This is a genomic window from Pseudothermotoga thermarum DSM 5069 (genome assembly GCF_000217815.1).
GTDB lineage: Bacteria > Thermotogota > Thermotogae > Thermotogales > DSM-5069 > Pseudothermotoga > Pseudothermotoga thermarum.
This window is the reverse complement of sequence record NC_015707.1, coordinates 1,704,209-1,730,231: the sequence shown is the minus strand read 5'-3', so window position 1 is coordinate 1,730,231 and position 26,023 is coordinate 1,704,209. Positions and strand designations below refer to the sequence as shown.

Annotated in this window: 22 protein-coding genes, 1 pseudogene and 1 CRISPR repeat array; of the genes and pseudogenes, 2 read left to right on the top strand and 21 right to left on the bottom strand. The window is 39.3% G+C overall.

The genetic code is table 11. From position 1 onward, the window contains the following. Positions 1 to 3 precede the first annotated feature (3 nt). From THETH_RS08580 to THETH_RS08540, 9 genes and pseudogenes are all read right to left on the bottom strand, one after another. Positions 4 to 1,905, bottom strand: a complete 1,902-nt coding sequence (locus THETH_RS08580) for a carbohydrate binding domain-containing protein (protein ID WP_407635689.1) — start codon at positions 1,903 to 1,905, stop codon at positions 4 to 6. A gap of 54 nt (positions 1,906 to 1,959) precedes the next feature. Continuing rightward, positions 1,960 to 4,125, bottom strand: a complete 2,166-nt coding sequence (locus tag THETH_RS08575) for a beta-glucosidase (RefSeq protein ID WP_013932959.1) — start codon at positions 4,123 to 4,125, stop codon at positions 1,960 to 1,962. Beyond that, positions 4,109 to 4,306, bottom strand: a complete 198-nt coding sequence (locus THETH_RS11135; RefSeq protein ID WP_041446449.1) for a TM0026 family membrane protein — start codon at positions 4,304 to 4,306, stop codon at positions 4,109 to 4,111. The genes THETH_RS08575 and THETH_RS11135 overlap by 17 nt, the downstream gene beginning before the upstream one ends. Continuing rightward, positions 4,306 to 5,112, bottom strand: coding sequence for an ABC transporter ATP-binding protein (locus THETH_RS08565; RefSeq protein WP_013932957.1), 807 nt, complete (start codon positions 5,110 to 5,112; stop codon positions 4,306 to 4,308). Before THETH_RS08565 ends, THETH_RS11135 begins: the two co-directional genes overlap by 1 nt. After that, positions 5,109 to 6,101, bottom strand: a complete 993-nt coding sequence (locus tag THETH_RS08560; RefSeq protein ID WP_013932956.1) for an ABC transporter ATP-binding protein — start codon at positions 6,099 to 6,101, stop codon at positions 5,109 to 5,111. Before THETH_RS08560 ends, THETH_RS08565 begins: the two co-directional genes overlap by 4 nt. 3 nt (positions 6,102 to 6,104) lie before the next feature. Continuing rightward, on the bottom strand, positions 6,105 to 6,947 hold the full coding sequence (locus tag THETH_RS08555) for an ABC transporter permease (protein WP_013932955.1): 843 nt from the start codon (positions 6,945 to 6,947) through the stop codon (positions 6,105 to 6,107). A gap of 5 nt (positions 6,948 to 6,952) precedes the next feature. Beyond that, the gene (locus THETH_RS08550; RefSeq protein ID WP_013932954.1) at positions 6,953 to 7,969 is read right to left on the bottom strand and encodes an ABC transporter permease; all 1,017 of its coding nucleotides are present in this window, start codon (positions 7,967 to 7,969) and stop codon (positions 6,953 to 6,955) included. 60 nt (positions 7,970 to 8,029) lie between these two features. Continuing rightward, positions 8,030 to 9,843 (bottom strand): annotated as a pseudogene (locus tag THETH_RS08545) (ABC transporter substrate-binding protein). Positions 9,844 to 9,871: 28 nt separating this feature from the next. Next, positions 9,872 to 11,011 carry an ROK family protein gene (locus THETH_RS08540; RefSeq protein ID WP_013932953.1) on the bottom strand — a complete coding sequence of 380 codons (1,140 nt, stop codon included), beginning with the start codon at positions 11,009 to 11,011 and terminating at the stop codon, positions 9,872 to 9,874. 581 nt (positions 11,012 to 11,592) lie between these two features. On the opposite strand from THETH_RS08540, the gene THETH_RS08535 reads away from it, so the two are divergent. After that, complete coding sequence (locus THETH_RS08535) at positions 11,593 to 12,135, top strand: DDE-type integrase/transposase/recombinase (RefSeq protein ID WP_083815735.1); 543 nt, start codon at positions 11,593 to 11,595, stop codon at positions 12,133 to 12,135. Here THETH_RS08535 and THETH_RS10800 read toward each other — a convergent pair. From THETH_RS10800 to cas4, 8 genes are all read right to left on the bottom strand, one after another. Then, positions 12,127 to 12,420, bottom strand: a complete 294-nt coding sequence (locus THETH_RS10800; protein ID WP_169310363.1) for a hypothetical protein — start codon at positions 12,418 to 12,420, stop codon at positions 12,127 to 12,129. The genes THETH_RS08535 and THETH_RS10800 overlap by 9 nt on opposite strands. Before the next feature lie 248 nt (positions 12,421 to 12,668). Continuing rightward, positions 12,669 to 15,291: a CRISPR direct-repeat array (repeat unit 30 nt; unit sequence GTTTCCATCCCTCTTAAGTTCGATTGAAAC). 430 nt (positions 15,292 to 15,721) lie between these two features. Then, complete coding sequence (locus THETH_RS08525) at positions 15,722 to 17,950, bottom strand: CRISPR-associated helicase/endonuclease Cas3 (protein ID WP_013932951.1); 2,229 nt, start codon at positions 17,948 to 17,950, stop codon at positions 15,722 to 15,724. After that, positions 17,935 to 18,633, bottom strand: coding sequence for a type I-B CRISPR-associated protein Cas5b (cas5b, locus tag THETH_RS08520; protein WP_041446695.1), 699 nt, complete (start codon positions 18,631 to 18,633; stop codon positions 17,935 to 17,937). Before cas5b ends, THETH_RS08525 begins: the two co-directional genes overlap by 16 nt. 5 nt (positions 18,634 to 18,638) lie before the next feature. Next, positions 18,639 to 19,577, bottom strand: coding sequence for a type I-B CRISPR-associated protein Cas7/Csh2 (gene cas7b / locus THETH_RS08515; RefSeq protein WP_013932949.1), 939 nt, complete (start codon positions 19,575 to 19,577; stop codon positions 18,639 to 18,641). Beyond that, complete coding sequence (locus tag THETH_RS08510) at positions 19,570 to 21,297, bottom strand: TIGR02556 family CRISPR-associated protein (protein WP_013932948.1); 1,728 nt, start codon at positions 21,295 to 21,297, stop codon at positions 19,570 to 19,572. The genes cas7b and THETH_RS08510 overlap by 8 nt, the downstream gene beginning before the upstream one ends. 19 nt (positions 21,298 to 21,316) lie before the next feature. Continuing rightward, the gene (cas2, locus tag THETH_RS08505; protein WP_013932947.1) at positions 21,317 to 21,577 is read right to left on the bottom strand and encodes a CRISPR-associated endonuclease Cas2; all 261 of its coding nucleotides are present in this window, start codon (positions 21,575 to 21,577) and stop codon (positions 21,317 to 21,319) included. A 2-nt stretch (positions 21,578 to 21,579) separates the two neighbouring features. Continuing rightward, complete coding sequence (gene cas1b, locus THETH_RS08500) at positions 21,580 to 22,560, bottom strand: type I-B CRISPR-associated endonuclease Cas1b (RefSeq protein WP_013932946.1); 981 nt, start codon at positions 22,558 to 22,560, stop codon at positions 21,580 to 21,582. Positions 22,561 to 22,571: 11 nt separating this feature from the next. Then, complete coding sequence (cas4, locus tag THETH_RS08495) at positions 22,572 to 23,063, bottom strand: CRISPR-associated protein Cas4 (RefSeq protein WP_013932945.1); 492 nt, start codon at positions 23,061 to 23,063, stop codon at positions 22,572 to 22,574. A gap of 200 nt (positions 23,064 to 23,263) precedes the next feature. On the opposite strand from cas4, the gene cas6 reads away from it, so the two are divergent. Next, complete coding sequence (cas6, locus tag THETH_RS08490) at positions 23,264 to 24,010, top strand: CRISPR-associated endoribonuclease Cas6 (protein WP_013932944.1); 747 nt, start codon at positions 23,264 to 23,266, stop codon at positions 24,008 to 24,010. A gap of 37 nt (positions 24,011 to 24,047) precedes the next feature. Here cas6 and THETH_RS08485 read toward each other — a convergent pair whose 3' ends face one another. The 4 genes from THETH_RS08485 to THETH_RS08470 form a co-directional block, all read right to left on the bottom strand. Next, complete coding sequence (locus tag THETH_RS08485; RefSeq protein WP_013932943.1) at positions 24,048 to 24,392, bottom strand: HepT-like ribonuclease domain-containing protein; 345 nt, start codon at positions 24,390 to 24,392, stop codon at positions 24,048 to 24,050. Further along, positions 24,385 to 24,702, bottom strand: a complete 318-nt coding sequence (locus THETH_RS08480; protein ID WP_013932942.1) for a nucleotidyltransferase family protein — start codon at positions 24,700 to 24,702, stop codon at positions 24,385 to 24,387. Before THETH_RS08480 ends, THETH_RS08485 begins: the two co-directional genes overlap by 8 nt. A gap of 469 nt (positions 24,703 to 25,171) precedes the next feature. Further along, positions 25,172 to 25,741, bottom strand: coding sequence for a hypothetical protein (locus THETH_RS08475; protein WP_013932940.1), 570 nt, complete (start codon positions 25,739 to 25,741; stop codon positions 25,172 to 25,174). Next, positions 25,738 to 25,989: a hypothetical protein gene (locus THETH_RS08470; RefSeq protein WP_013932939.1), complete on the bottom strand. Its 252-nt coding sequence runs from the start codon at positions 25,987 to 25,989 to the stop codon at positions 25,738 to 25,740. Before THETH_RS08470 ends, THETH_RS08475 begins: the two co-directional genes overlap by 4 nt. Positions 25,990 to 26,023: the final 34 nt, after the last annotated feature.

Genomic DNA, 26,023 nt, shown 5'->3' with positions numbered 1-26,023 from the left:
CCGTTATTTAGAACTTATCGAGATATCGTCAAAGTATACCGTCGTAACAGGACCTGTTCCTAGTTCAAAGCTGATTTGAACGATTTCGTCAGCTGTTTCAGGATGTGTGTAAGTGAATGTAAACGTCTGCCATTCTTTTGTTAGATTGACCGTTTGAACGAAGTAGTTAATCCAAGGATCGTGGTTTTGAAGGATCTTCACATTTATGGTTCTTGGTGTGTCAGATTTGGCTTTAAAAGAAATCAAATACGTTTTTCCCCTATAAAGGCCTATCCACTGGTTAAACTGAATATGCCATGTCTCAGTTCCCGTGTTTGCCAAATTTATGTAAGCATAACCATCTTTTGTACCGTAATTTGAAACTTTTGCACCGCTGATTCCGTAGGTTCCTGCCTGCCAAATGAACCATTCATCTGGTTGGTTGGCTTGATCGTTGACAATTGGCTCATCAAAGGAACCGTTGTTGATTTCTTCGAACGTCACTTTTGGACCAGCCTTTTTAATTATCAATTCATATTCGCAGTCATTTACTTCGCCAACAACTTTCTCTGGATTCTTATCTTCAAAGACTCTTATATAGTCTATGTACATCCTTTGCGGGAACACTGTGGTTTCGTCAGGATAACCAGGCCAGTATCCTCCAACGGCAACGTTCATGATCAAAAAGAACGGTTGATCGAAAACCCACTCTAAACCAAGTTCTTCTATCTCATCTTTGCTCAACACATGGTAAAGTTGATCATCCACATACCATTCGATCTCATCCTCATCCCATTCGATGGCAAAAACGTGAAAATCTTCTGAAAAATCAGCCACACTTTCAGGAAGTTTGTAAGCCACACCTATACTTGCTCCGCCAGAGTAACCAGGACCGTGCACCGTTCCGTAAACTGTTCTTGTATCATGGCCAAGCATCTCCATGATGTCTATCTCTCCGCACCTTGGCCATCCAACTTGTCCTATGTTGCTTCCAAGCATCCACAGAGCAGGCCAAATACCCTTCCCTTTTGGAAGCTTGGCTCTGATCTCTATTCGCCCGTACTTTATTTCGAATTTTCCTTCGGTGGTCATCCTTGCAGAAGTGTAATCGTAAGTTCCGTATTCATCGGAGGCTCTTTCTTTTCTTGCTTCAATAACAAGACAACCTTGCTCGATAAACGCGTTTCTGTCCGTGTAGTACTGAAGCTCTGCGTTTCCCCAACCTGGAATGCCTTTTGCATGACCGTTACCGATCTCGAAATTCCACAGGCTTGTATCAATTGTCTCATCGTCAAACTCTTGACTCCAAACAAGTTGCCAATCTTCCACTTTGTCCTCGTCCTCCTCGGTGTAAATTTTTTGTTTTTCTTTTCTCTCAACAACGCCAATCATTTCCATGAAGACGTTGTCTATCCAAACTACTCCAACAGCTTTACCAAGTTGAAATTCAAAGCGCGCATTTGTATCACTTTCTTGACGCATGACGAACTCAAATTCGTATGTTTTCCAATCCGTGCCAAGCTCAAAAACTATTCCTCCAGATTCATCGGTGCCAGGATTGTAGGCAACCCAACCTCTACCTGCAGTTCCTCCTATCTTGACACCAATTTTTCTTTTTGACGATGCTTTTGCCGTAAACGATACTTTGTATCTGTGAAACTTCTCAACAGAAATTGGCGATTGCAAAATCTGGACAGACCATGTGTGATTCCCGCCGTTTGTGATCTCAACAACAAGAACCCCATCTTGTACATATGCTTTGCCTTCGCCGCCAGAATTTGTGAAGAAAACCCAGTTTTGCTTGGTGTCTATGGAGCCATCCGGTGCAGGTGGTTCGATGTTCAATCCTGCGATGAAAATCGTTTGATCGAAAGAACCGTTGAAAAGCATGTTCGCTGGTTCACTCAAGCCGTAGGATGTTATCATCAAAAAACATATGAGAAAAAACACACGCCAAGCCCTCTTCATAAAGGTCCCCCTTTAAGGTTTGAATGTTCTTTCCTTTTCTATAGAAAATATCTTGCGCAATCTTATGTCTCTTGACGAAGCTCCAATTCTAATCTCGTATTCTCCTTTCTCGACGAACCATTCATCTTTGACAAAGCTTGCAAGCTCTCTCAACGGTATCTCAAGATTGATCGTTTCAGATTCTCCTGGATTAAGCAACCTTGTTTTATGGAAAGCTTTGAGTTCTTGGAAAGGCTTGTTTATCTTTCCTTTTGGAGCTTTCACGTATACTTGTGAAATCTCTTTGCCAGGGTATTTACCAACGTTGGTCACAACATAAGATATCTTAACCAAATCACCATCAAGTGAGACATTCAGATCCTTGTATTCAAACTTTGTGTAAGACAATCCAAACCCAAATTCGTATGCCGGCTCAACGTTGAAGGTGTCGTAGTATCTGTAGCCAACATAGATATCCTCTTCGTAGACGACTTTCTGTGGGTTATCCACTGGCTCTCCCGGAAAGTTCCAGGATGGAATGTCTTTGTAGTCTTTCGGGAAGGTAGTTGGAAGTTTTCCAGATGGGTTGATTTTGCCAACCAAAGTATCTGCAACTATCCTTCCAGTTTCTTGACCAGCCTGCCAGATCAAAAGAATTCCGTCAACCATGTCCCTCCAACTTGCAATCTCGATTGGACTTCCAATGTTTAAGATCACCAATACTTTCTTTTCAAGCTTGTGAAACTGACTAGAAACTTTTTGAATTAACTCAAATTCATCATCCGATAGATAAAAATCTCCTTTGATCGGTTTTCTATCATATCCTTCGCCAGAAATTCTACTGATAACAATGATTCCAACATCATTTCTCTCGGCAATAACTTTTATTTCATCTTCTGACAAAAAGTTTTCTGGAAGCTTTGGCTTTTCAATCGTTCCCCACAAACCAGCTCTTGGCTTGTACTGCTCTGTTTCCCTCATTTTTGCTATGTAATCTTCGTAGCGTTTCATCAATTGTTCATCAACTTTCAAACCAGCTTCCTTTATTCCATCTAAGATGGAAACAATATACCTTGGATGCGTATCCCCGCTTCCAGTTCCTCCTTTGATGGTTTCAATCTGCCCTGTCCCAAAAAGCGCAAAAGGTGTGGTTTTGTCAAATGGAAGAACATCATTGTTTTTCAAAAGTACAACACCCTCTGCACCTGCTTCGTATGCTATTTTTGCATGCGCGTCAAGATCTGGCTTGTTTGAATAGCTATACTTCCTAAAAGAAGGAGTTTTCAAGAGCACATTCAATATGTTTCTTACGCATTCGTTTAATTCATCTTCGCTCAACTTACCTTCTTTGAGGGCCTGCATGATCTCTTCGATTTCATCTTTTCTTTGAAAGTTTACTTGGTAAGTCTTCCCAGGCATGATCAAGTCGTTGCCAGCTTTGATTTGTTCCACAGGATTGTCGCCGGCATACCAATCGCTCATCACAAAACCTTCAAAACCCCAATCTTCTCTAAGAACCTTTTTCAACAACCACGCGTTTTGCGAGCAATACTTACCGTTGAGTTTGTTATAAGCGCTCATCACCGTCCATGGTTTTGCCTTTTTGATGGCTATTTCAAAGGCTTTCAAATATATTTCCCTTAAAGCCCTTTCCGATACAATTGTGTCGACTTGCATTCTATTTGTTTCCTGTTCGTTTGCCACAAAGTGCTTCACACATGCACCAACACCTTGTGACTGAACTCCCTTGACAAAAGCGGCAGCCATCTCTCCAGAAAGAACAGGATCTTCAGAATAATACTCAAAATTGCGCCCACACAAAGGATTTCTGTGTATGTTCATCGCCGGGGCTAAAAGAATGTCCACACCGTATTCTCTAACCTCTTCACCAACCGCTTGACCAACCTTTTCTAAAAGCTCTTTGTTCCATGTTGAAGCAAGCATTGTTTCAACTGGGAAGGCTGTGGCGTGGTAAGTTTTTTCATCGTTCTCCCTGGTGGGATTTATTCTGAGCCCTGCCGGTCCATCTGCCAGCACAGCTGCAGGCATTCCAAGTCTTGGTATAGGATGTGTTTCACCCGCAGCGCCATGCACTTTTGAAGGAGGATTCCCAAAAAACCCCGGCATGCCAACTCCAACAACCAACTTGACCTTTTCTTCCAAAGTAAGCTTGGAAAGAATTTCATTCACCTCCTTCATCCTTTCGCCTCCTTTTTTCCCGAAAGATCAAAAACACTAAAATAGGTATCGTGAAGATCATAAGAAAAATGTTTAAATAAAATTCTACGGGTCTAAATCCACGCCAAAGATAATAGAGCAAGACCAGTACTTCCAGCACCAACGCCCAAGCAAAAAGTGTTATCAAAGCTTTGGTGAACATCATAGATCTTCCATTTTTTCGTAGAGTTTTGGAATACTTTTCACAAGAATTTTCGCATACTCATGAGATGGTTCAAGAACAATCTTGTCTGGATGTCCTCTCTCAACGATTTCTCCATCTTTCATAACGTAAATATTGTCGGAAACATAGTATGCAAGGCCAAGGTCGTGCGTGATAAAAATAATTGAAGTACCTTGTTCTTCCCTTAATTCTTCCAAGAGCTTGATTATTCCACCCCTGCTGGATGCGTCTATCATCGATGTTGGCTCATCTGCAACGATCAAGAGCGGTTTTAAAATCCAGCATCTTGCGATCATTATCCTTTGCTTTTGCCCGCCGGATATTTGGTGGGGATATTTTCCTAACACATCGTTTGGATCGATTCCAACCCTAAAAAGAGATTCTTTTATGAGCTCAAGAGCTTCTTTCTTGTTGGATGGCTTTTTTTCCAAAAGGTTGATTGCTTGCCAAATGGTTCTTTCAACTGGATAAAAAGGATTGTAACTTGAAAAGGGATCTTGAAACACTGCGTGAACTTTTCTTCTAAACCACAGCACAGATTCCCTATCTTTTATATCTTTCCATATATCCTTGCCTTCAAAGATTATCTCGCCACTTGTCGGTGGAAGAAGCCTTAAGATCATCTTTGCCGTCGTTGTTTTACCTGAGCCACTTTCACCCACCAATGAAACGATTTCTTTTGCTTTCACTTCAAATGAAACATTTTTAACGGCCTCAATCCGCCGTTTTGAAAAAAACCCAAGGGTGAAGATTTTTGTGAGATTTTTTACCACCAACCTATTCATACTACCTCCTCCATGTAAAGCCAACAGGCAACTTTTCTTCCTGGCTCAACCTCTCTCAAAGGAGGTTCGTCCGCTTTACAAATTTCCATTACCTTAGGACATCTTGGATGGAATCTGCAACCAGATGGTGGATTTATCAGATTTGGTGGCGCACCAGGTATAACAGTGATTCCCCTTTTTTTCACTTCCGGCTCAGGAGTTAGAACAGAATTGAACAAAACTTGAGCATAAGGATGAAGTGGTTTTTTCAAAATATCTTCCATCTTAGAAAATTCCACAATCTTTCCAGCGTACATGATGATCATTCTATCTGCAATCTGTCTGACAGTAGCAATATCGTGTGTGATGAACATAATACTCTTCACAATTCCTTGCTTTTTCATCTGCATCAAAACTTTTAGAAATACCTTCTGGTTCACAACATCTAGTGCAGAAGTTGGCTCATCTGCTATCAAAAGACTTGGATTCAGTATGGTCGCGATAGCTATCACTGCTCTTTGCCTCATACCACCGCTAAGTTCAAATGGATATCGCTTCAACCACATTGGTTTTAACCCAACTTCTTCAAACCTCTTTTTAGCTTTATCCAAAAGTTCTTCTACATCTATCTCGTGGGACTGTGCAAGATGCTTAACATAACTTTCCATTTTTATCGTAGGCATTAATGCATTCATTGCCGATTGAGGAATAATTGTTATCTCCTTTCCCCAAAATCTTTTTCTTACCTCTTCTCTGTTCATCGAAGAAATCTCTTCATATTTTCCATTGGCTTTCAAAACAACTCTTCCATCGACGAATTTCAAAGGCTTGACGATGTTCATGAAAACCACGTTTGAAAGCGTGGTCTTCCCACAACCCGATTCCCCAACAACTCCTACAACTTCATCTTCGAATATTTCAAAAGATACTCCATCAACGGCCTTTACACAGATTTTTTCTAATTCATAGTAAGCTCTAACATTCTCAACAGCAAGAAGTACTTCTTTCAAAACTCATTCCTCCCTCAATCTCGGATTAAAAACCTCATCCATAGCGGTACTTATAACCAGCAAAGATGCTGTGATAGCAACAATCGCTACTCCAGGTGGGACAAACCACCACCAAAGCCCTCTTCTGACAGCTTCCATCAAAACGGCCCACTGAAGCATTATGCCAAGGGAAATACCACGCGTTGGACCAAGACCTATCAAGCTCAATCCAGCTTCTCCCATTATTCCTCCATTGATGAACAAAACAAAAGACATAAACGCGTAAGTTGCTATCGAGGGTATAAGATCCTCCACTGCAAGTCTTAAATCTGAATATCCTGCTAGTATTGAGAGATTCACGTAATCTCGCGCCATCAGACTCATAAGTTGTGCTCTTATCGCCCTTGCGTACCACGGCCATTGGAAAAGCCCTAATATAACTGCCACCATCTCTATACTTCGTACCCTAAAATAACTTGCTATGAGTATGGCTATCAAAATAGAAGGTGTGGTTAGCACAATGTTTGTTATAGCCATCAAAGTATCATCAACGATACCTCTTTTAACTGCAGACAAGCTACCAATAACAGTTCCTATCGAAAGAGATATGACGGCAGCCAAAAATCCTACATAAAGAGAAGCTCTTATTCCGTGCAGAAGTTGAGCTAAAATATCTCTCCCATATGTATCAGTACCAAGTGGATGCTCTGAAGAAGGTGGCTTTTCCCAATCCCAAGTCATTTCCATTGGATCAACTTTGTAGAAAACTGGCCCTAAGATACCAAGAAGCAAAAAGAACAGAAAGATGGAAATTCCTACCAAGAACTTTTTGTTTTTGAACAACGGCTTTATCATTATCAAAAACATAGTTTTCAAGCCTCCTGACCTAGTCTTATTCTTGGATCTATCAATGCATATAGAAAATCCACGACAAAGTTAGCAAGGTATACGGAGGCAATAAGTATAACAAATATCCCTTGTATCAACGAATAATCAAGCGTTGTCAAAGCTCTGAAAAGCAAATAGCCTGTACCGGGGTAATTGAAAACGATCTCTGTTATTAAGGCTCCTCCAAGAATCCCACCTAAACTTAGAGCAAGCCCTGTCACCTGTGGAAGCAGTGAGTTTCTAAAAACGTATTTGAAAATCCTCTCATCCTTCATTCCCAAATACTCCGAGAACATGGCATAATCGCTTCCAAGTTCGTATATAACCATCAGCCTCATTCCTATTGCCCAACCACCCATTGCTGACACAACTATGGACAGGAACGGAAGGATATAGTGTTTTGCCACATCAACGAAGAACGACCAGCTTAGACTTGGTATCGTGCCTTGAGAGTAAGCACCCTGAACGGGTAACCAGCCGAGTCTCACTCCAAAGAAAAAGATGAATATCATTCCAAGCCAGTAATATGGAATTTGCGAGACAATAAGTGATGTTGTAAGCACACCCTTGTCTATCCATGAATTTCTTCTAAAGGCTGCCAAAGCGCCTAAACTGTTTCCAAGTATCCATGCCACAACCGTTGCAGGGAGAAGAAGCGCAAGAGTCCAAGGTATAACCGGTATTATTAAATCCACAACCTTTCTGGGATAAAAGGCAATAGAAGTTCCAAGATCTCCTCTCAAAGTTTTTCCAATGAATTCAAAATATTGAACATACCAAGGTTTATCAAGACCAAATTCTTCCATTAATCTTCTCTCAGCAGCTCTGACAGCTTCAGGATTTGCTTGGGCCACTCTGGAAAGATTTCCCAATAATTGAGCCAGTGGATTTCCCGGTATAGCTCTTGGCAGAATAAAAACAATCGTGGTAGCCACTAGATACGTAATGAGAAGAAAGACAAACCTTCGCAGAAGATATTTCATCATGGGCTTTAACGACATTTATCTCTCACTCTCCCTGTTTTGCATATCATCCCCGGGCCTTGCAGCCCGGGGCAAGTGTCACTTTGCGGCTTTTTGAAGATCATTGAAGACCTTTGCGGTTGGTATTCCCATTCCACCTTCATCGACTGTTTTCAGCCAGGTTGGAATTGGCTTTGGATCAGTTTTCTTCGAGATTATGAACAAGGTAGGCCATGTGTCACCATGCCATGGTGCTGGTCTGAACCAAGCCAGGTTGTTTTCGTTTGGCCAGTTGATCCAATATCTGGTCGAATATTCGTACCAGTGAGCAGAGAAGAACGCAGGAATGCTTGGCATATCTCTGTAGATTATCTGCTGGATCTTGAAGTAAGCTTGTTTCCTGACCTCTGGATCAAGTGTTGAAACTGCAGAGTCCAAAAGTTTTACAACCTCGTCGTTGTCATATCTTTGCCAGTCTCCAGCCCATGTGACTTCTCCAACTGGTGCGGAAAGCCTTTTGTCAAGAACAAATCTGTAGATGTTGAACGGATGATCGAAGCTTGGTCCAACACTCCAAGAAATGATGAGATCGAACGTACCTTTTGTCATCCTGTCTGCCCAAACTGAGAAGTCTGGGAATTCGGTTGAAACATCGATTCCTATTGCTCTCAAGTTCTTTGCTATCATTTCGCACATCATCATCCAGTCTGTCCATCCATACGGAACCGAAATTGTGTACGGTCCAAGCCTGGTACCATCTTTTCCAACCCTTATACCGTCTCGTCCTTTCACGTATCCTGCTTCGTCAAGAATCTTGTTGGCTTTGGCAAGATCAAATGGGATTCTTCCATCCGCAGTTCCCCAAGTTTTCTTCGCAAGATCGTAGTCTATGTACTGTTTGTTGGGTTCGAACAAATCGATTACCATCGATGGGTGAGCTTGACTGCCGTAGCCGAAGTAAGCTTTCTGAAGCATTTCGTCATATGGAATAGCATGAGCAATGGCTTTTCTCACGGCTGGATCCTTCAAACCAGGTTTGGTGTTGTTTGCGTACACAAATCCCACACCATCTGGTAAGAAGTAAGGTGATTTGTTGTACCATGTTCCTACTGGCAAGCCTTTCTTTTCCCACAATTCCCAAACACTTGGGATGAACAATCCAGCCCAATCAACGTCTCCTCTCTCAACTGCCAAGCTTGCGCTTGGGTTGTCTTTGTAAATAACGTGTGCTATGTATTTTGGTCCTGGGACTCCAAAGATATCTTTACCCCACCAATTGTCAATTCTTTGGTAGATCAAAATGTTTGGATCGTAATAATATAACTTATAAGGACCGGAGACCACTTGCTCTTCTGGTTTGTCGTTTACCCAATCTCTAATGTTCATCTGTGCTCTGATCTTTTCATAGACATGCTTTGGCATAGGTTGAGCTCCAAGAGAATAACTAAGGAACTGGAAATAGTTGAGATTCTCTTCGTTAGCTTTGAACTCAACTACCTTGCTGTTCACGGCCTTTACATACTTGATGTAAGTGTCCCAATCAACCCCTGGACCAATTCCAAGTTCCTTGGACAATTGCAGGCATACACAAAATCATCGGCCGTAATCGGTGTTCCGTCACTCCATTTTGCTTGCGGTCTGATGTAAATCCTAAGCGTTGTGGAATCCAAGAATTCGTACTTTTCTGCGATGGTTGGGATCCAAGCGTCCCTACCAAGATCGTATTGGAAAGCTGGAAGGTACATGAACTGGTCGGTACCCCATGTACTCTGTGGTGCATACAGGTTCCAAGTGGTTGCAGGTCCCCACAAAGCTCCTGCAACATAGACTGTCTCTTCACGCGGAACTGAAACCTGCGCCATCAAGCTAGATAGAATCAGGAGAATCAACAATACCGCAACAAATTTTCTCATAACAACACCCCCTTAAGATAGAATTGAACTAGTTTACGCTTTTCAAAAAACTTTCGATCGCCAACACATTTCCACCAACTAAAGACGGCGAAACTTCCTTGAAGACGGTGTCCCTTATTATAACTTTAGCGATTTCTTCATCGGTTATCTTTTGCAGTTCTGTTTTCACAAAAAATCCGAATGTTTCCCACAAATTGTTCACAAGTCCACCAAGGATGATCACGCCCGGATTTAAAAAATAAATGATATTTCTCAAAACTACTGCCAAATGGCGCAGATATTCTTCCACCACTTTTTTTACTCCATGATCTCCCAACAGCCACAAATGTAACAAATGATGGAACTTTTCCTTTGGAGTTTTTCCTTTTAACTGAACTAATTTTTCCACTCTTTCAATGAGTTTTGATATTGAAAGAAATTCTTCCACTTCTCTGCTACCATTAAGATCAATTATTACGTGACCTATCTCACCAGCTGCGAAGTTTTCACCACGTGCAATATTTCTGTTCAATGAGATTGCTCCTCCCACACCTTCGCTGAGGTACAAGAAAAACGATGTTTTAGACTTTTTCACATCTTGAGAGAAAAACAACTCAGCCAATAGAGATAAGTTAGAATCATTGTCCGCAAGTATTTCCATACCAAGATCTTCAAATTCTTTGCGAAAATCGATGTGTTTCCAACCAATGTTTGGTGCATGGATTAGGAAAGCTTTTTCATTGTTCACCATACCAGGAAGAGAAAAAACAAGCTTTGGTAACTTCCCGTCTACAACTTGTTGAATTTTTATTGCTTCTTGAAGGGAACTTCTCACCTCCTCTTTGAATTCCTCAAAAACTTTAGGAGTCGAAAACCTTTTCACAACCTTCCATGAACCATTTAGGAACCCCATCGCAACGGTCGTTTCTGAAACTTCAACGTTGAACACAACAGCTGTCATAAAAGATTTTGTTGGAGCAACTATAGTCGCCCTCTTTCGACGAGTTGATATTTCCAACAAACCTTCTTCTATAAGCTCTTCTGTGATTCGCCATACTGCACTTTGAGCTAGCTTTGTTTTTCTAACAATATCCATCCTACTTTGTGAACCGTTTTCTATTAGATATCGAAGGATCATCCTTTTGTTTTCAGACTTCATTGACTTGGGGTTCAACTTTTTCAAGTACAAATTTTTAAGCCTCCTTTTTACTCAGTTAACAGTTTTCTTTTTCATCTTCCTCAGAAAGAATATCATAGTTTCAAAAAAATTAAAAGGTCAATTATTAGCAAAAAAATCCAATTATAGTCGATTAAACCTTATTATCATAAATTATCTCTGGTTTTCATAAGTTTACACAAGTTTTCTTTAGTTTTCTTTATATTATAGCACTATGCTCGTATGTTAACCTAGACATAGAAAAATAAAAAAAGCGGGCAAAAGCCCGCTAAAAGTCCTTAAACTTATTTAAATCAAGTAACTTTTTGTTCCGCCTTCTTGAATTACCGATCAAAGTTCATCAAGTTGGTCAAACAGTGTCAGCAGATATCTTTTTTAAAACTCTTATAAGTTAAGCCAAGTTAACAAGCCTGATAATACACGCCAAAACTTATGGAGGTGTCAACTTAAGCCGGGAAATACGATAAAATAAACAAAAACCAACTCTTCTCACCGAAAGGAGGTTCCCGTAAAGATGAAAGTTACAACAACAAATATCACCGAGTACCTATACCAAATTATACCAAACCTTTTTCAAAGACAAAGAGTTCCACATGAGGCGAAAGTATGAACTTGCATTAAGGAAGGCAGCAGCCATAATTGGAGTCAGTCATGAAGCCTTGAGGAAATGGTGGGCAAGAATGAAAGAAGAGATATTTGCTGAGAAGATAGAAGGCAATGCAGTAGTAGCTGTAGACGAGATGAAGGTGAACATAAACGGTTACTGCTGGTATGTATGGATAGCGTTTGAGGTTAAGAGGAAGAAAGTGATCTATGCGTTGGTCAGCAAAACGCGAGAGAAGGACAAAGCGAGCTTGGTGATGAAGATGGTGAAGAAGAGAGTGACAGGTAAGTTGAGGATAATAACGGACAAAGGGCCATGGTACTGGGAAGCGAGCGAAGAGAATATGGGATATTGGGAACACGAGCATGAGAGGTTTGGGGAGAGGAGTCTTGTTGAGAGCGTGATAGGGATAACGAGGTACAGGCTGAGGCGTTTCAACAGGAACAAGTTATGGTACAAGAGGAGGGATGAGGACATAGTGAAGTGGCTATTTCCATTTCTTCTATTAGTGCAGTTTTCCTTCTTAAGTTGACAGGTCCGATTCCTTAGTTATCATAGATTTAAAACCAAATTTTGATTTGCGCTTCATTAGAACTGTAACCAATGTTTTCCTATCCTTGTCTTTTGGCACTCCGGCAAAATGTAAATGGCATAAAGTTTGAAAATTAAATTCAATATCTTTGCCACTATTGAGTCCGCCGCAGACAAAATCAAGCGCTTTTTCATCTTCCTCGAGGTCAAATTCTCTATTCTTAAGTTCGAATGTTTCTACAAACATTTCCTTTGTAATCCTTTTTTTGAGCAAACTTTCCCACAATCAGACACTCATCAGATTGCCAAGGTACCAATGTATACACAAGCAAGTAAAAACATCGCTTTCAAACGTGGTTTTCATGAACATCTTCAACAAATGTTTTTTGATAATCATCACACTCTTTCTTACAGCAAAACAACGAATTGTTAAACTTTCCGCAACCCTCCACCATAAACTATCTCAAAGTGTTATTTTTCTTAGAAATTTTTGGCTTTATGTAAGTGCCACCTTACCTTTCAAAGTCCAAAATATTTTCCATCCCTCTTAAGTTCGATTGAAACTACATCTAAACCCCTCCTCTTTTTCACCCCGTCTGGTTTCCATCCCTCTTAAGTTCGATTGAAACTCCGTCTCTTATTTCGTATCGCATTTCTGCAAATGTGTTTCCATCCCTCTTAAGTTCGATTGAAACGCGCCACCTTTCGACAGAAAAGTGGCTTGAGCAGAAGTTTCCATCCCTCTTAAGTTCGATTGAAACTGAACATGTTGTCACGATTACTCGCTTGGGATCACTGGTTTCCATCCCTCTTAAGTTCGATTGAAACGGGTAGCGGAGCGGGTAGACATATTTCTGCTCGAAACGTTTCCATCCCTCTTAAGTTCGATTGAAACGTTAGTTGCAAGGGGACTTAAGCCACCGGTGGTTTGGTTTCCATCCCTCTTAAGTTCGATTGAAACCCAGAAGCACACATCTCTTTCAACATTAGGTTCTAGGTTTCCATCCCTCTTAAGTTCGATTGAAACATCGTAATAGCGCAAATGTATTCGAGAGAACACGCAAGTTTCCATCCCTCTTAAGTTCGATTGAAACTTAACGCCGATCAGTACCATAAAGTAAATCAGGTTCAGTTTCCATCCCTCTTAAGTTCGATTGAAACTGTTCCCTCAATGACATGTGCATATGCGGCCACGATTGTTTCCATCCCTCTTAAGTTCGATTGAAACTGTTAAGAAAAAGTAAAATGTTGGAAACGAAATGGTGTTTCCATCCCTCTTAAGTTCGATTGAAACAACGCAGCGGAACGGTAAGGTGTTACATTGTGCCAAGTTTCCATCCCTCTTAAGTTCGATTGAAACACCTTGAGCTTCAATATGGCAAGCTACCAAACACGGGTTTCCATCCCTCTTAAGTTCGATTGAAACATTTAGACCGAAAAGCGGTTCTCTACACCGGCAAGGGTTTCCATCCCTCTTAAGTTCGATTGAAACTTACAAGGGGGTATGATTAATGTCCTCAAAGAAAATCGTTTCCATCCCTCTTAAGTTCGATTGAAACGGTATTCGGAGAAGGAGAAACCGAGCAAATGCCATTGTTTCCATCCCTCTTAAGTTCGATTGAAACCACTATTCGTGGCTGAGCTTCAACAGCATAGGCACGCGTTTCCATCCCTCTTAAGTTCGATTGAAACGGCAAGCTTGTGCCATGTAATATCTTGCAGACAATAGTTTCCATCCCTCTTAAGTTCGATTGAAACTAAAAAAATATTGGCGATAAGTGACAAGGGGCTATGGTTTCCATCCCTCTTAAGTTCGATTGAAACTATACCTTATCTATAACTTGTCAAGTTACAGAATCGTGTTTCCATCCCTCTTAAGTTCGATTGAAACAAGGGAGGCTCACGCCTCCCTTATTTCAATCACATTTGTTTCCATCCCTCTTAAGTTCGATTGAAACGAAGATTATATCGATTTTCCGTGCAGCGCAGACTGGTGTTTCCATCCCTCTTAAGTTCGATTGAAACGAACTTCTTCCTGCAGTTGCTTAATCTCTTGAAAAAGGTTTCCATCCCTCTTAAGTTCGATTGAAACAAAGAATTACGATCCGGAATAACACGTTTTGAACTAGTTTCCATCCCTCTTAAGTTCGATTGAAACCTCTATCTAAGTATTCTAGTTGTGCTACTAAGTCGCCGTTTCCATCCCTCTTAAGTTCGATTGAAACTGTAGGATCTTACGACTTCGTTGAAGAAGAAGTATAGTTTCCATCCCTCTTAAGTTCGATTGAAACGAATGTACAACCTCGAAAAAGCAGTATTTATGCTCCGTTTCCATCCCTCTTAAGTTCGATTGAAACTTACAAGGGGGTATGATTAATGTCCTCAAAAAAAATCGTTTCCATCCCTCTTAAGTTCGATTGAAACATTTGGGTTAATGAAATGTAAAAGGAAGGTTAAAGTGTTTCCATCCCTCTTAAGTTCGATTGAAACGAGTGGGAGTTTTTAGAGGTAATCATGAAGGAACGGGTTTCCATCCCTCTTAAGTTCGATTGAAACTTCTTTAGCCAAAACGAACAAGTACGTATCATAGTCGGTTTCCATCCCTCTTAAGTTCGATTGAAACAAGGTGGCTTTCGGACAATAAGATCGACTACACACATGTTTCCATCCCTCTTAAGTTCGATTGAAACGCCAAGGAATGAGAAGAAAACATTTGAAAAAGGCGTGTTTCCATCCCTCTTAAGTTCGATTGAAACGTGCAGGCTGCAACAAACAATGTTGTGTCTTCTTGAGGTTTCCATCCCTCTTAAGTTCGATTGAAACTTAAATTCATATAAATTTTTTCAAGCGCACTTAGCAGTTTCCATCCCTCTTAAGTTCGATTGAAACACAATTCAATGTGTCCATACACTTCGGTAGGCAACCTGGTTTCCATCCCTCTTAAGTTCGATTGAAACATCGATACCGTATACCTGCCCGGCGCACTATAACCGGTTTCCATCCCTCTTAAGTTCGATTGAAACCATGCCAGCATTTGAGTCTGTTGTATACCAACAAGCGGTTTCCATCCCTCTTAAGTTCGATTGAAACCAGGAGGCAGTAAAGTGGCGTGGAAATTCACGCACATGTTTCCATCCCTCTTAAGTTCGATTGAAACCCTTTGTTTATTATAGCATTTGCTGTTGATTTTGCACAGGTATTCTTGAATCAAAACTATGTTCAGATTTTAGTTGAAAAACAAACATTAGACACGTCTAACAAACAAATTGCAGTAGGTTTGAATAAGCGATTTTAATGTAATGAAGGGGTTCATGTGACAGTTGAAGTCAGGGGTGCACCTCCGGCATTTTTTCCTCTATGTCAGGTTTACCAGAAAAAAGCCTTCCTTAGGGGTTTTTCGTAACATTGAAAGTAGATTCGAAGTTGTTGGAAATTCTTTCAGATTGAAATGAATATTAACTTTTCAAAGACCAAAAATTAAAGTTAAAAGCACAAAACAATTAGCACTTTTTTACAGAATAGAAGCCTTATTCGTAAAAGCAAACAAGGTTCACGGCTTCAATATTACTGAAAAGTTACAAATTGAATTATATTTCAATGATTCCATCTTTCCTTCCAAAACCAGTGGTTTTATCGTACCACAGATCGAGTTGATCGCTAGGAACCACTATTAGCCCATGCTCGACTACAAGGGCGTTTTCAACAAGTCTTTTGTCTATTCTAACATCAACAATGTAAGATGACATTTGCTTATACTTTTTAGATAATTTAGCTAGTTTTTCAAATTTTGTCAAGCTGTTATCTTCGACGATTTGGTTATACTCTTTGCGTAGCTGAATTGCTTCGTCATCATACTCGATGTATACTGCCACTGTTTCACCTTTATCTTCTATGAGTCGAAAACTGGTTGCTATTTCATCGAACATGAGGTTTCTAAGCTTTTCGCAAAGATTTTCTTTATCTTGATTTGATATCAATTTGATTTCTTGAAAGTACTCTTCAACAACACCGTGGAATTGCTGCTCCGAAAAAGTTTTGTTTTTCTCAAGTATTCTACGTGTGACGTCGATGTTTATGGAATCGTAGATGTACTTACTTAAGGCTCTCCTTTCATCTTTGACCGTGAATATATCTGCGATACCAAGCTTTTTTTCAAAATTTCTATTGCACCTTCCAACTGCCTGCACTACGCTATCCATAGGTCCTTCGTCACGAATAACATAATCAAATGACAAATCTACACCAGCTTCAACGACTTGTGTACTTATGCAAATCACGGGTTTTGACAGCGATTTTAGTTTGGATATTCTTTCCAATCTATGCTTTGGAATTACACTTGCGGAAAGATAGTAGATGTCTTTACTTCCTATAGCCTCCCTCAATGCCAAGTAGAGATTTTGTGATTCTCGAATAGTGTTACAAATAACCAGCATCTTTTGCCCTTTGATTAGTTTTTCCTTGGTGAGTTTTGAAAGCTTCTCAGCGAAATCTTCGATAAAGATTTCCCCACAAAAGTTTATTTTTGTTCTATCCAAATCTTTAAAAAGATTTCGATCGGCTAATTCGGTGCAATTGTCCAATATACCTGGCTGTGTAGCAGTCGAAAGAATTATTTTTGTCCCTAATTTACTTAACATGCTAAGCATGATCTTGATTGGCTCCCAATATTTGTAAGGAACTGCTTGCACTTCGTCCAAGATGATTACAGCATTAGAAAGCTTGTGAAGGAATGGTACTTTTCGATTTGTAAATAATGATTCAAACAACGACACGAAAGTAGTAACAACTATTTTAGAGTGCCAATCTTCGATCAAAACCCTCGTTTGCTGTTCGTTTGGCTTGTCATATTCGTATTCTTTGTATTCTGGATCTGCTAGATGGTGATACGGTAACAGTATATTGGCATCGATTTCACTTGAAAATAATCTTTCTATAACCTTTACTGTTTGATCAATGATACTTATAAATGGTAAGCAATAAACAATCAAACCGTTTTCTCCCACAAGTTCAGCAGCTATTCTAAGATTTACAAGTGTTTTTCCAACACCAGTTGGTGCTGTTACAGAAAAAACATTGCCTGCCGCTTTTTTCAATTTTTCTAAGGTGCTTTTGTAGAATCTTTGACGAAGTTCATCAATACTAGTTTTCCGAGGAATTTTTGACACGTAATTATCTATCAAGCTGCCAGTTAGCCCTCCCTCGGGCCAAGAAGGCGCTAAACCATGAAAAGCTGCATCTTCCATATCTGCAGAAGCTAAAAGTGAAAGCAACAAGTGGACAAAAAGGTAATCCCTTTCATCAACTGTGTTGAGCAGAAAGAGCCTCTTTATTTTCTTGATTTCGTTTTCAAGGGATAATTCTAATTCAATCCCTAGTTTCTGCTCAACCCACCTTTTGAATTCATCTGAGATCGTTTTGATTTGGTTTTGAAGTATTTGCATGTGTTCAATTTCAAATGGTCCAAAGTTATCAAGCCTATCGTGATGATGCTTTATCACCAAATATATGAAGGCAGATGTTTTTCCATCAAGTCCAAGTTTTCTTGAAGCTTCAAAGCCGACTATCGCTGAAAGCAGGGCGTGGTTTGTTTCCACGCCCTTTTTTCTTCGTTTTTCAATGTATTCTTGAAAATATGAGGTTGCCTTAGCATAATCGTGGCAATATCCACAAACCTTTAGAATTTTCTCCATTTTCTGCCAGGGCAAATCAAAAAATTCCCAATTTATTAGTTTGCCTTTTTTAAGCATTAAATTTGTTACACTGTCAAGATGGTCAATTAAATATCTATCTTCGTGAGACTTTAGTCGATCCAGCATATTCGTTCGTTCAACTCCTCTATTTCCAAAATGTCTTCGCTGTATTCAAGTATTTGCAAAGCCTTACCATTTTTTTCAACCCAGTACTCTGCAAATTCTAACGGGGTTCTTTTATCGTCCATCCTAAGAACCATTCTTTCACGGATCAGCGCGGTTCCTCTTTCGGGGAACGATTTAGTTCCATCGATTATTTTGACGACGCTGTTGACTAAAGTAGGTAAAGATACTTTTTTTGCTTCAAAAACCCCAACATAACTGAAATCGGCGATGAATTCACTAAGACCAAGGTACGGGGTGAAAACACATTCATGAGAGCGAATTAACTTAACAAGCTCGTCGAATTTTTCGAACTCAGAGATGTAAATTCTATATGCCGGATCTTTTATGATCTCGGCGAGAATCTGCGTTCTTGGGGTGTCTTTATCAGGTTTTGTCTCAACGTAGTTTATCCCAAGCCGGATTTTCTTGATCGGATTCAAAAGTCTTATCGAAATTCTCGCATTGTCAAACTTTCGTAGATACCAGCTTGGTCTGTCGGGTGGATTTTCTATTCCAAGTATTGCTGCTATTATTCCACAAATAGCAGTCCTAGGTGGAAAAGGATAAGTAGTTGAGCTTGTGGTTGTATAAGATCTTCTAAAAAGCGCAAATTTTCCTTTGACATCAAAAACCAAAATCTTCATGTTCATCATCCCATCAGCTGTGCTATATTTTCGAATTTTATTCCAAGTTCTTGTAGTTCTCTTACGATGCATGTTGGAGAATTATTTTTAAGCATTTTTAGTCGCTCATCTATGATCAATTGTACTTTTTCTATTTTATCTTTATTCTTCCCTAAAGCATCCATTAGCATCGTTACATCCAATTGCAAATCGGAAATATCCCTTAGCTCTTTTGGACTTTTTTCTGCCACGAAAGATATATAGCTGTCCAATTCTCCGATGTGAAAGTTTTGCCCTTCTTTGTAGATTATTCTTAAAAGAAGTCTTGGGTTGTGCTCCATTTTCGAGCGAGTGATCAAATTCTTTGTTCCGTTCCACATCGCCTTTAGAAGTTTTTGCATATCTTGTTCTGTCAAATTTGTCTTTTTGGCACTATTCTCGTTGGCCACACCGTAAAAGCATATCAGCGCGTATGGGATCACGTATTCTTCTCTAAAGCTTCTCTGTTCAGCTTTTGCTTCGCTTGTGAAAGCAGCTGTACCTTGCATGAACACGACTTTCACTGGATGAAGGCTCATACCGAATCGAAATTGCACAGGACCTGTGAGATTGATCGATTGCCCTTTTGCTCCCTTTTCTTTCGGTTTGATGGGCATAACTCCGCCAAACAACCGTACGTCGATACACTTCTTTGTTGCGTCTTCTTCGCTTGTTATCTCAAGTTCTTTTGCCCTTTCATCAGGTGTTACCGCTTCTCCGGATACCCAGATAGTTTCACCCATTGCCATTAACTCGTCTCTAATGGTTCTTTTAAGCCTTACGTCGCTTACAATACATCTTTCGGTTTCTTCATCAATCCTTGGTTTGTTCTCTTCCAATGGATCTCCATTGGGATTTGCCCATTTGACATCGTAGAGAAACAGCAGTTCAGAACGATTTCTGATTACTTCATTCAAATTATTCATTCACAGACACCCCCTCAACCTTTCTTTCAAAGTTTTTAAGCAGAAGATTTCTGGGGAAAGTCATGCCAAGAGTAAGAACAAAGTTTAGCAAATCAATACTGGCTTTAACATCTGAAGCTTGCAGGAAATACTTTGATGCCTCGGAGAACAATATTTCATCACTACTTTGGAACGCATCGTACTGCTGCAATTTTTTCCAAGATTCTGTGAGTAAATACTTAATTTGGTTGTAATTCATCTTAAGCCCACCAAGTTTCTTGAGAAAAGGCGACTTTCCCTTTCTTGATTCCTGTACTTCCATAACTCGTTTGACAAGAACACCTGTTAAAAAGACTGCTTTTTTCCAAGGTTCGTCGAAGAACTCTTTGAATTTGTCAAAGAAACTATCGAAAATACCCTCTTCTTGAGGCATTTTCGCACCTCCTTGGGTTGGCCGTAAAACATTTATCGCTGTCAAGTAAAGCAAGTTTCCAAACGCGCTCAGAGCGTCATTTTTGAGATTTTCGGGAAACTGGTGGAAAGTTTGTCTCAATTTTTTCATGATGTACCAAAGAAATCTGTCATAGTTAAACTGATTTTGTGTAAAACAAGCTTCAACGAGGTTGAGATATTCTTTCCTACCTGCCTCATCAGCAGCTGGTTTTCCAAACAAATACCAAAGCTGTTCAAATCCCGGTTTGAAAGAACTTTTCTCCATTGAAATATCCAAACCATTTTCCTCAAAAAGCTTAGAGATACTTTTGGAACATTCATAAAGTTTTCTCAACCTTGTTGGGGAAACTTCGCTTACATGAAGCTCTATTCTCTGTTGACTTTGAGACTGCTTAATGAGCAGAAAATCATAGAGAACATTTTCCCCTTCTTCTGAAAGAATCTCTTCTGCGCTTAATTCCAGTTTTGAAAAATCTCGGAGTGTTTTCGATGCGGTTATTTCAACACTGCCAATCCCTATAGAAGCGATTTTTTCCGTTACAGCTTTGAGTATTTCTGGATCATCTCCAACGATGGATGGGATAATCCAAAGGTTGCTTCCCACAAAGTCAAAGGTTAACTTGTTTTTGATCAAATTTGAGGCATTCTCCAGCAGCAAAAGGCAATTTTCGCATATTGGGAAAACTTTTACAGCTTGCGATTTATCTAAATTTGGACAAAATCCTGGTTTGTCAAAAGTTATAAACTTGAAAACTTGATTGGCACTGGCTGTGACTTTTGTTTTCTTACCGCATGTTGCGCAGATTCCGTCGATTCCAGATTTTGATTTCTCCATAACTCTTTCCACAAAAATTTCCCTTACTATAGGATGATCCTCTGGAAATTTTCCATCAATTATCACGGTGAAGAAACTTGGTTTGTCTTTACCTAAGCTTTCAGAATATTTTTGAAAAGCTTTTTCAGTTATGGCTTCTAGGTTACCGACGATGGTTTCATAAACGTTCTGTAAAGCCGTTTCGTTGAAAAACTCAGCAACTTTTTTAACGACTTTTTTGAAATCATCAACATTAGAACCGCTGATTTTCACAGTTGGACTTTTCCCAGAAACATTTCCTTTTTGGTCGTAAAAAAGCAGCTTTTTCGTTTGATCTATCACAATGACATCCTCAAAAGCATCCCTGCTTATTTTGATCGCAAAGCCCTGTTTCGCAGTTAAGGGTCTGGAAAGGTTTTCAATCAAATCCTTTGGTGGATAAATCTTTGACAGTCTTATAAGTTTATCTATCAAGTGTACCACCTCCAAGTTTTCAAATTATAAGATCGTTCATGCATTTGTCTTGTCCCAAAATTTCGAGTTCGAAGACATCTTCACTTTGGAATATGTAGAATCTGATACTATCGCTATCTTTGACGATTTTTGATAGTTCATGTTTTAATCGCTCAAGATTTCCTCTTGTTATTTGTCCTTCAAAAACCGAGTTTTGTACCCAGTTTAGATACTTCCTACAAATTTTTAAAGCTTTTGCGACTCTTTCAACTTCTATGTCATAACAAACTATTACGTACATCTTTATCCCTCGAAAATATACGGTTTGTACTCCTCATCTTCCATCAAATGTTTTTCTATTTTATAAATTTCCATTCTTATCAGGCTTCTATAAGAAACGTTTCGTTTTAGACTTCGATGGTAAACAGTTTCTTTAAGTCTATCTTCAAAGGCTCGAATGAAAGTTTGTCTTGCTTTTTCTTTTAAAACAAGTCCGTTGACAATTGGTTCAAAATCATTTTTCTTTATTTGTTTTCTATTTACAAGAGCAAAGATCAACCTATCAACAATGACTGGCTTGAAAATCTCAGCAACATCTAGGTTTAATGTGAATCTGCGATTATTCGTTGTATGAAGATAACCTATCCTTGGATCTAGGTGTGTTTTGTATATTTCCGAAAGAACAGAAGTATACAACAACGAGTTTCCAAAGCTAATCATTGCATTCAATTCGTTTTCAGGAGGCTGTCTTGTCCTTCTTTCAAACACAAAATCTGATCCTTGAAGGATTTTGTCAAAGCAGGAATAATAGATTTCCTTTACATTACCTTCGATAGCCATTAATTGCTCAATTGAATCACACTTGTCTATTAACGATAGATGTTCCTGAATTTTCTTAATCTCTGATTCAAGATTCTCGTTTCGGGATTTAAGAACGTTTATCGCGTTCTTAATGGCGCCGAACACAAATTTTTTTGCCAGGTTTAACCTTTTTGCGGGGTTAAGATAAAATTCAGCCTGCTTTAAGATCACATAGCCGCTGTTCAGATGTTCACGAGGATAGAAAGTACCTACGTAGTACCCATAGTAATTGAAAAAGTGAACAACAATACTCTTTTCGGTGAGAAATTCAAGAGCTCTTTTATTGATATCAACTTCGCCAAAGATCTTTATTTCAGAGACATTTTCAACTGGAATGTACTTGCTGCCTTGTTCTGTTTCCAAAACAAGGGTTTCGTTCTTTCTTCTCAAAAAACCGCTTGAGAAAATGTACACCGGTTCCAAAGGTTACCACCTCATGACCAGCAGAATTCTTCAAAGCCACATTTCGTGCAAAAGCTGGTTCGCTTCTTTGGAGGAATCTTTTCAATCTTTGATAATTCCTCAAGCTCTTCAATGGCTGTATAAAGCTCTTTAAGGTTTTCTTCTGTAAGTTCCACGTTGATCTGTTTTTTTTCTTTGGGTATCAATATTTTCCCAACTGCTTTTATTCCCCTTTTTCGTAATTCGCTAAGATAGAATAACAATTGTAACTTTGCTCCTTTAAGATACCGAGAAGATTTCTTGATTTCGCCGACAATTGTCAAACCTCCGGATTCCCAGACAAGATCTATTTTCATACCTGGTAAGGTAATTTCTCTGATAGCTTTATCCTTATATGACTCAGAATGTATGAGTCTTCCGATCACGAGGTATTCGTTCGCTTGGTCTGGCTCAACATTTCTCTGCATCAACCAAGCTTGCCTTTTACAAACTGTGTAGCTGAGCAAGGATGAACCTGTTACCATACGCTCACCTCAATACAAAAAGCAATATAAAGGTTGTGGTTTTTATTGGGTGCGGATATCCCCCCACGGCTAAGAATCTCGTTCATGAAAATTATACCAAAAAGTTAATTTTGCAAAAAATCGACTTGGAAATACTCCAACATCGTCACTTAGGTTACGCAAAAGTTGTCATCACCACCTATGATAAAATATGAAAGGGGATGCTTTTGAGGCTGAAAATTTCCTTTTCTGCCTATCCCTGCTCAATACCTTTAAACTACAACTACCATCTGGCTGCTTTCATATACAAGCGCTTGAAAATAGCAGACGAAGCTCTCGCCAGTATTCTGCACGAATCAGGATACGGCGGTTTCAAACTTTTCACGTTTTCACAACTTTTTTTGACTATGTACACTGTTAACAAAGATGTTTTGATATTGAAAGAAGGTTGCAAGGGAACTTGGTTTGTCAGTTCGATCAACGACGATTTTTTGAAGGCTTTCATGAGTTCTCTTTTGCAAAAACCATATTTGGAAATTTGCGGCGAGAATTTCGAGATCGTTGAAATTGAGGTACCAACAAACATCGAATTTTCAAGTAGGATGAAGTTCAAAATGCTTTCACCAATGGTTTTGAGCATCCCGGTGGAATTCAAAGGTAAGTTATCGCATAAATATTTGGTACCAAGTGATCCAGAGTACCAAAATGCGTTTGAAAGAAATCTGAAAAAGAAATTTATGGCGATATATGGCAAAGAATCTACAGGCAGTGTGAAGATTTATCCAGATTGGGAATATATTTCCTCAAGAAGTAAAATTACCAAGCTTATTCAAATAAAAGATACATTCATCAAAGCCTGCCTGTTTCCATTTGAAGTTGAAGGTGATGTTGAACTGATCAAGATAGGTTATGAGGCCGGCTTTGGTGAAAAAAACGCTATGGGGTTTGGAATGGTTGAGTGCGTTTGATTTAAAGTCGAAAGCGGGGGTAAAGTCTTTTTGATATTCATAATTCAGCCCTCATTTTTTCCAAAGCGATTCTTAATTCAGGAAGTTGAGAAGTAATAATTCTCCAGACTATTTGCAAATCCACCACAAAATATCCATGAACAATTATGTTTCTTAATCCTACAACTCTTTTCCACGGTATTTCAGAAAACCTGCTACGGATATTTTCTGGAATTTTGGATGCAGCTTCCCCAATAATTTCAAGATTCCTTAATACTGCATCAACTACGATATCCTGTTTAGAGAATTCTTCATAACTTCCTATCCCCTTGCAGTATTTTTCTATTTTCTCAATAGCGTTAAGCATATCTTCAACGAAGAGTTTTACATTTCTTTTAGACATACACAATATCCTTTCTTATAGACTCCCACAAAGCTGGTTTGCTCATCAGCGCATTCTTAGTAAGAACATCAACCTTTAATCCCAACAAGTTTTCAAGCTCTTCGCATAAATCCACAAACTCCCATCCTATGGGTCTTTCAAATTCCAATAGAATATCTATATCGCTCTTTGATGTTTCGTCCCCTCTTGCAAAAGAACCAAATATCGCTATCTCTTTAATTCCATACTTTTCCTGCAATCTTTTTTTGTTTTCAGCAAGAATTCTTTTAATGTCTTCCAATTTCACACTTTTCTTACCAGTAGCTCTCATAATACCCTACCTTTCTTTTAAAGCAATCCTTATTATGTTTTCAATTTACTGCTGCAAAACAGGGGTTCGGATAATTTAGTGCCCGACATTTGCCGTCAATGAAAAACGATGACCAAAAAATATCTTACAACAACCTCGTCATTCACACGCAATTGCTTAATAGCGACACAGGTATTTCGATTAAACAGAAAGAACATCTTTCTCAAAAACATGTTCATTGGCAGAAATAGGTTCGAAAAGATCGAAAAGTTTCAACAGAAAAGAGAAAACGGTGTTTTTTCGATCCTCCCCAGGCACAGAGTCCACCTTGAATCTCTCGTTAAAGCCTGTCTTTTTCCGTTCGAAGTGGAAGACGATGTTGATTGATCAAAATAGGATACGAAGGCGGTTTTGGTGAAAAGAACTCTACGAAGATTTTGGATGGTTGAGAATGTTTGCTGGGTAGATACCAATTTATTTATAGCATTCCTCAACCTAAGTTGGCTCGCCTTAGTTGTTCTATCAACTTTTCAAGCATGTCTTTAATTCCCAGATTTTCTGCTGACTTCTGAAGATATTCAAAATCCAGGTTCTCGGCTTGTATCTTCGCTACTCCCAAAGCATCCCGAAATTGCTTTTCAGATTCCCCAATTTTTGCCCACAAAAGCTTCGAAAGTATTGTATCTTCGGGTGATGCAAAAAAGCATTTTCTACCTGCAAATGTATAAGCCCTCCGCCTCTCAAATTCCATATCAAAATGAGCACCTTGCTTTTTTACGATGAAATCTATCTTAAACCCCGTCTCATAATGGATCAAGTTAAAAATGCTTTTCCGCTCGAAAGCATCTCTTACCATATCTAAATCCACGTAAAAACTGTTTTTTATTTCATCTATGAATTTTTTCAAATTTTCAAAATTTGCAGAAATCACGATATCTGCATCAAATGTGGTTCGTGGCACACCATGAATATTGCTCGCAAGTGAACCAGTTATCATGTACTCTATGTTATTCCTCTCAAGCTTTTCTAACACTTCTTTTAAGATTTCCTCAATACTCATGGTTTAATCTCCTTGAATTGAGGATATACTTTCTTGAAAAGTTCTTCACCCAGCAAAATCTTTATAACTGCAAACTTAACTTCTTCGTCGCTGTACTCAGGATGACGATTTCTCACGCCTTCTTTGAGTAATTTTATCGTGTTTTCAGTCAGTTCGATTGACATCTTCAAACGTTTTTCAGGAGGCATTTTCCTTAGAATTTCAATTTGAGCTTTTTCCAGCTCAGTTGGGGTATCTAAGTTTTTCATCAGCAATTTCCCCCTTAAGTTAGTTGACCAACAA

Coding starts and splice junctions, on each gene's coding strand:
- THETH_RS08535 (WP_083815735.1), top strand. CDS start 11,593: ATGAGGCGAAAGTATGAACTTGCATTAAGGAAGGCAGCAGCCATAATT.
- cas2 (WP_013932947.1), bottom strand. CDS start 21,577: ATGTACGTAATAGTTTGTTATGACATAGAAGTTGAAAGAGTCGCAAAA.
- THETH_RS08485 (WP_013932943.1), bottom strand. CDS start 24,392: ATGTCTAAAAGAAATGTAAAACTCTTCGTTGAAGATATGCTTAACGCT.
- THETH_RS08565 (WP_013932957.1), bottom strand. CDS start 5,112: ATGAATAGGTTGGTGGTAAAAAATCTCACAAAAATCTTCACCCTTGGG.
- cas4 (WP_013932945.1), bottom strand. CDS start 23,063: ATGGTAACAGGTTCATCCTTGCTCAGCTACACAGTTTGTAAAAGGCAA.
- cas6 (WP_013932944.1), top strand. CDS start 23,264: ATGCTTTTGAGGCTGAAAATTTCCTTTTCTGCCTATCCCTGCTCAATA.
- THETH_RS08575 (WP_013932959.1), bottom strand. CDS start 4,125: ATGAAGGAGGTGAATGAAATTCTTTCCAAGCTTACTTTGGAAGAAAAG.
- THETH_RS08475 (WP_013932940.1), bottom strand. CDS start 25,741: ATGAGTATTGAGGAAATCTTAAAAGAAGTGTTAGAAAAGCTTGAGAGG.
- THETH_RS08525 (WP_013932951.1), bottom strand. CDS start 17,950: ATGCTGGATCGACTAAAGTCTCACGAAGATAGATATTTAATTGACCAT.
- THETH_RS11135 (WP_041446449.1), bottom strand. CDS start 4,306: ATGTTCACCAAAGCTTTGATAACACTTTTTGCTTGGGCGTTGGTGCTG.
- THETH_RS08580 (WP_407635689.1), bottom strand. CDS start 1,905: ATGATAACATCCTACGGCTTGAGTGAACCAGCGAACATGCTTTTCAAC.
- cas5b (WP_041446695.1), bottom strand. CDS start 18,633: ATGAAGATTTTGGTTTTTGATGTCAAAGGAAAATTTGCGCTTTTTAGA.
- THETH_RS08470 (WP_013932939.1), bottom strand. CDS start 25,989: ATGAAAAACTTAGATACCCCAACTGAGCTGGAAAAAGCTCAAATTGAA.
- THETH_RS08555 (WP_013932955.1), bottom strand. CDS start 6,947: ATGTTTTTGATAATGATAAAGCCGTTGTTCAAAAACAAAAAGTTCTTG.
- THETH_RS08550 (WP_013932954.1), bottom strand. CDS start 7,969: ATGTCGTTAAAGCCCATGATGAAATATCTTCTGCGAAGGTTTGTCTTT.
- cas7b (WP_013932949.1), bottom strand. CDS start 19,577: ATGAATAATTTGAATGAAGTAATCAGAAATCGTTCTGAACTGCTGTTT.
- THETH_RS08480 (WP_013932942.1), bottom strand. CDS start 24,702: ATGAGAGCTACTGGTAAGAAAAGTGTGAAATTGGAAGACATTAAAAGA.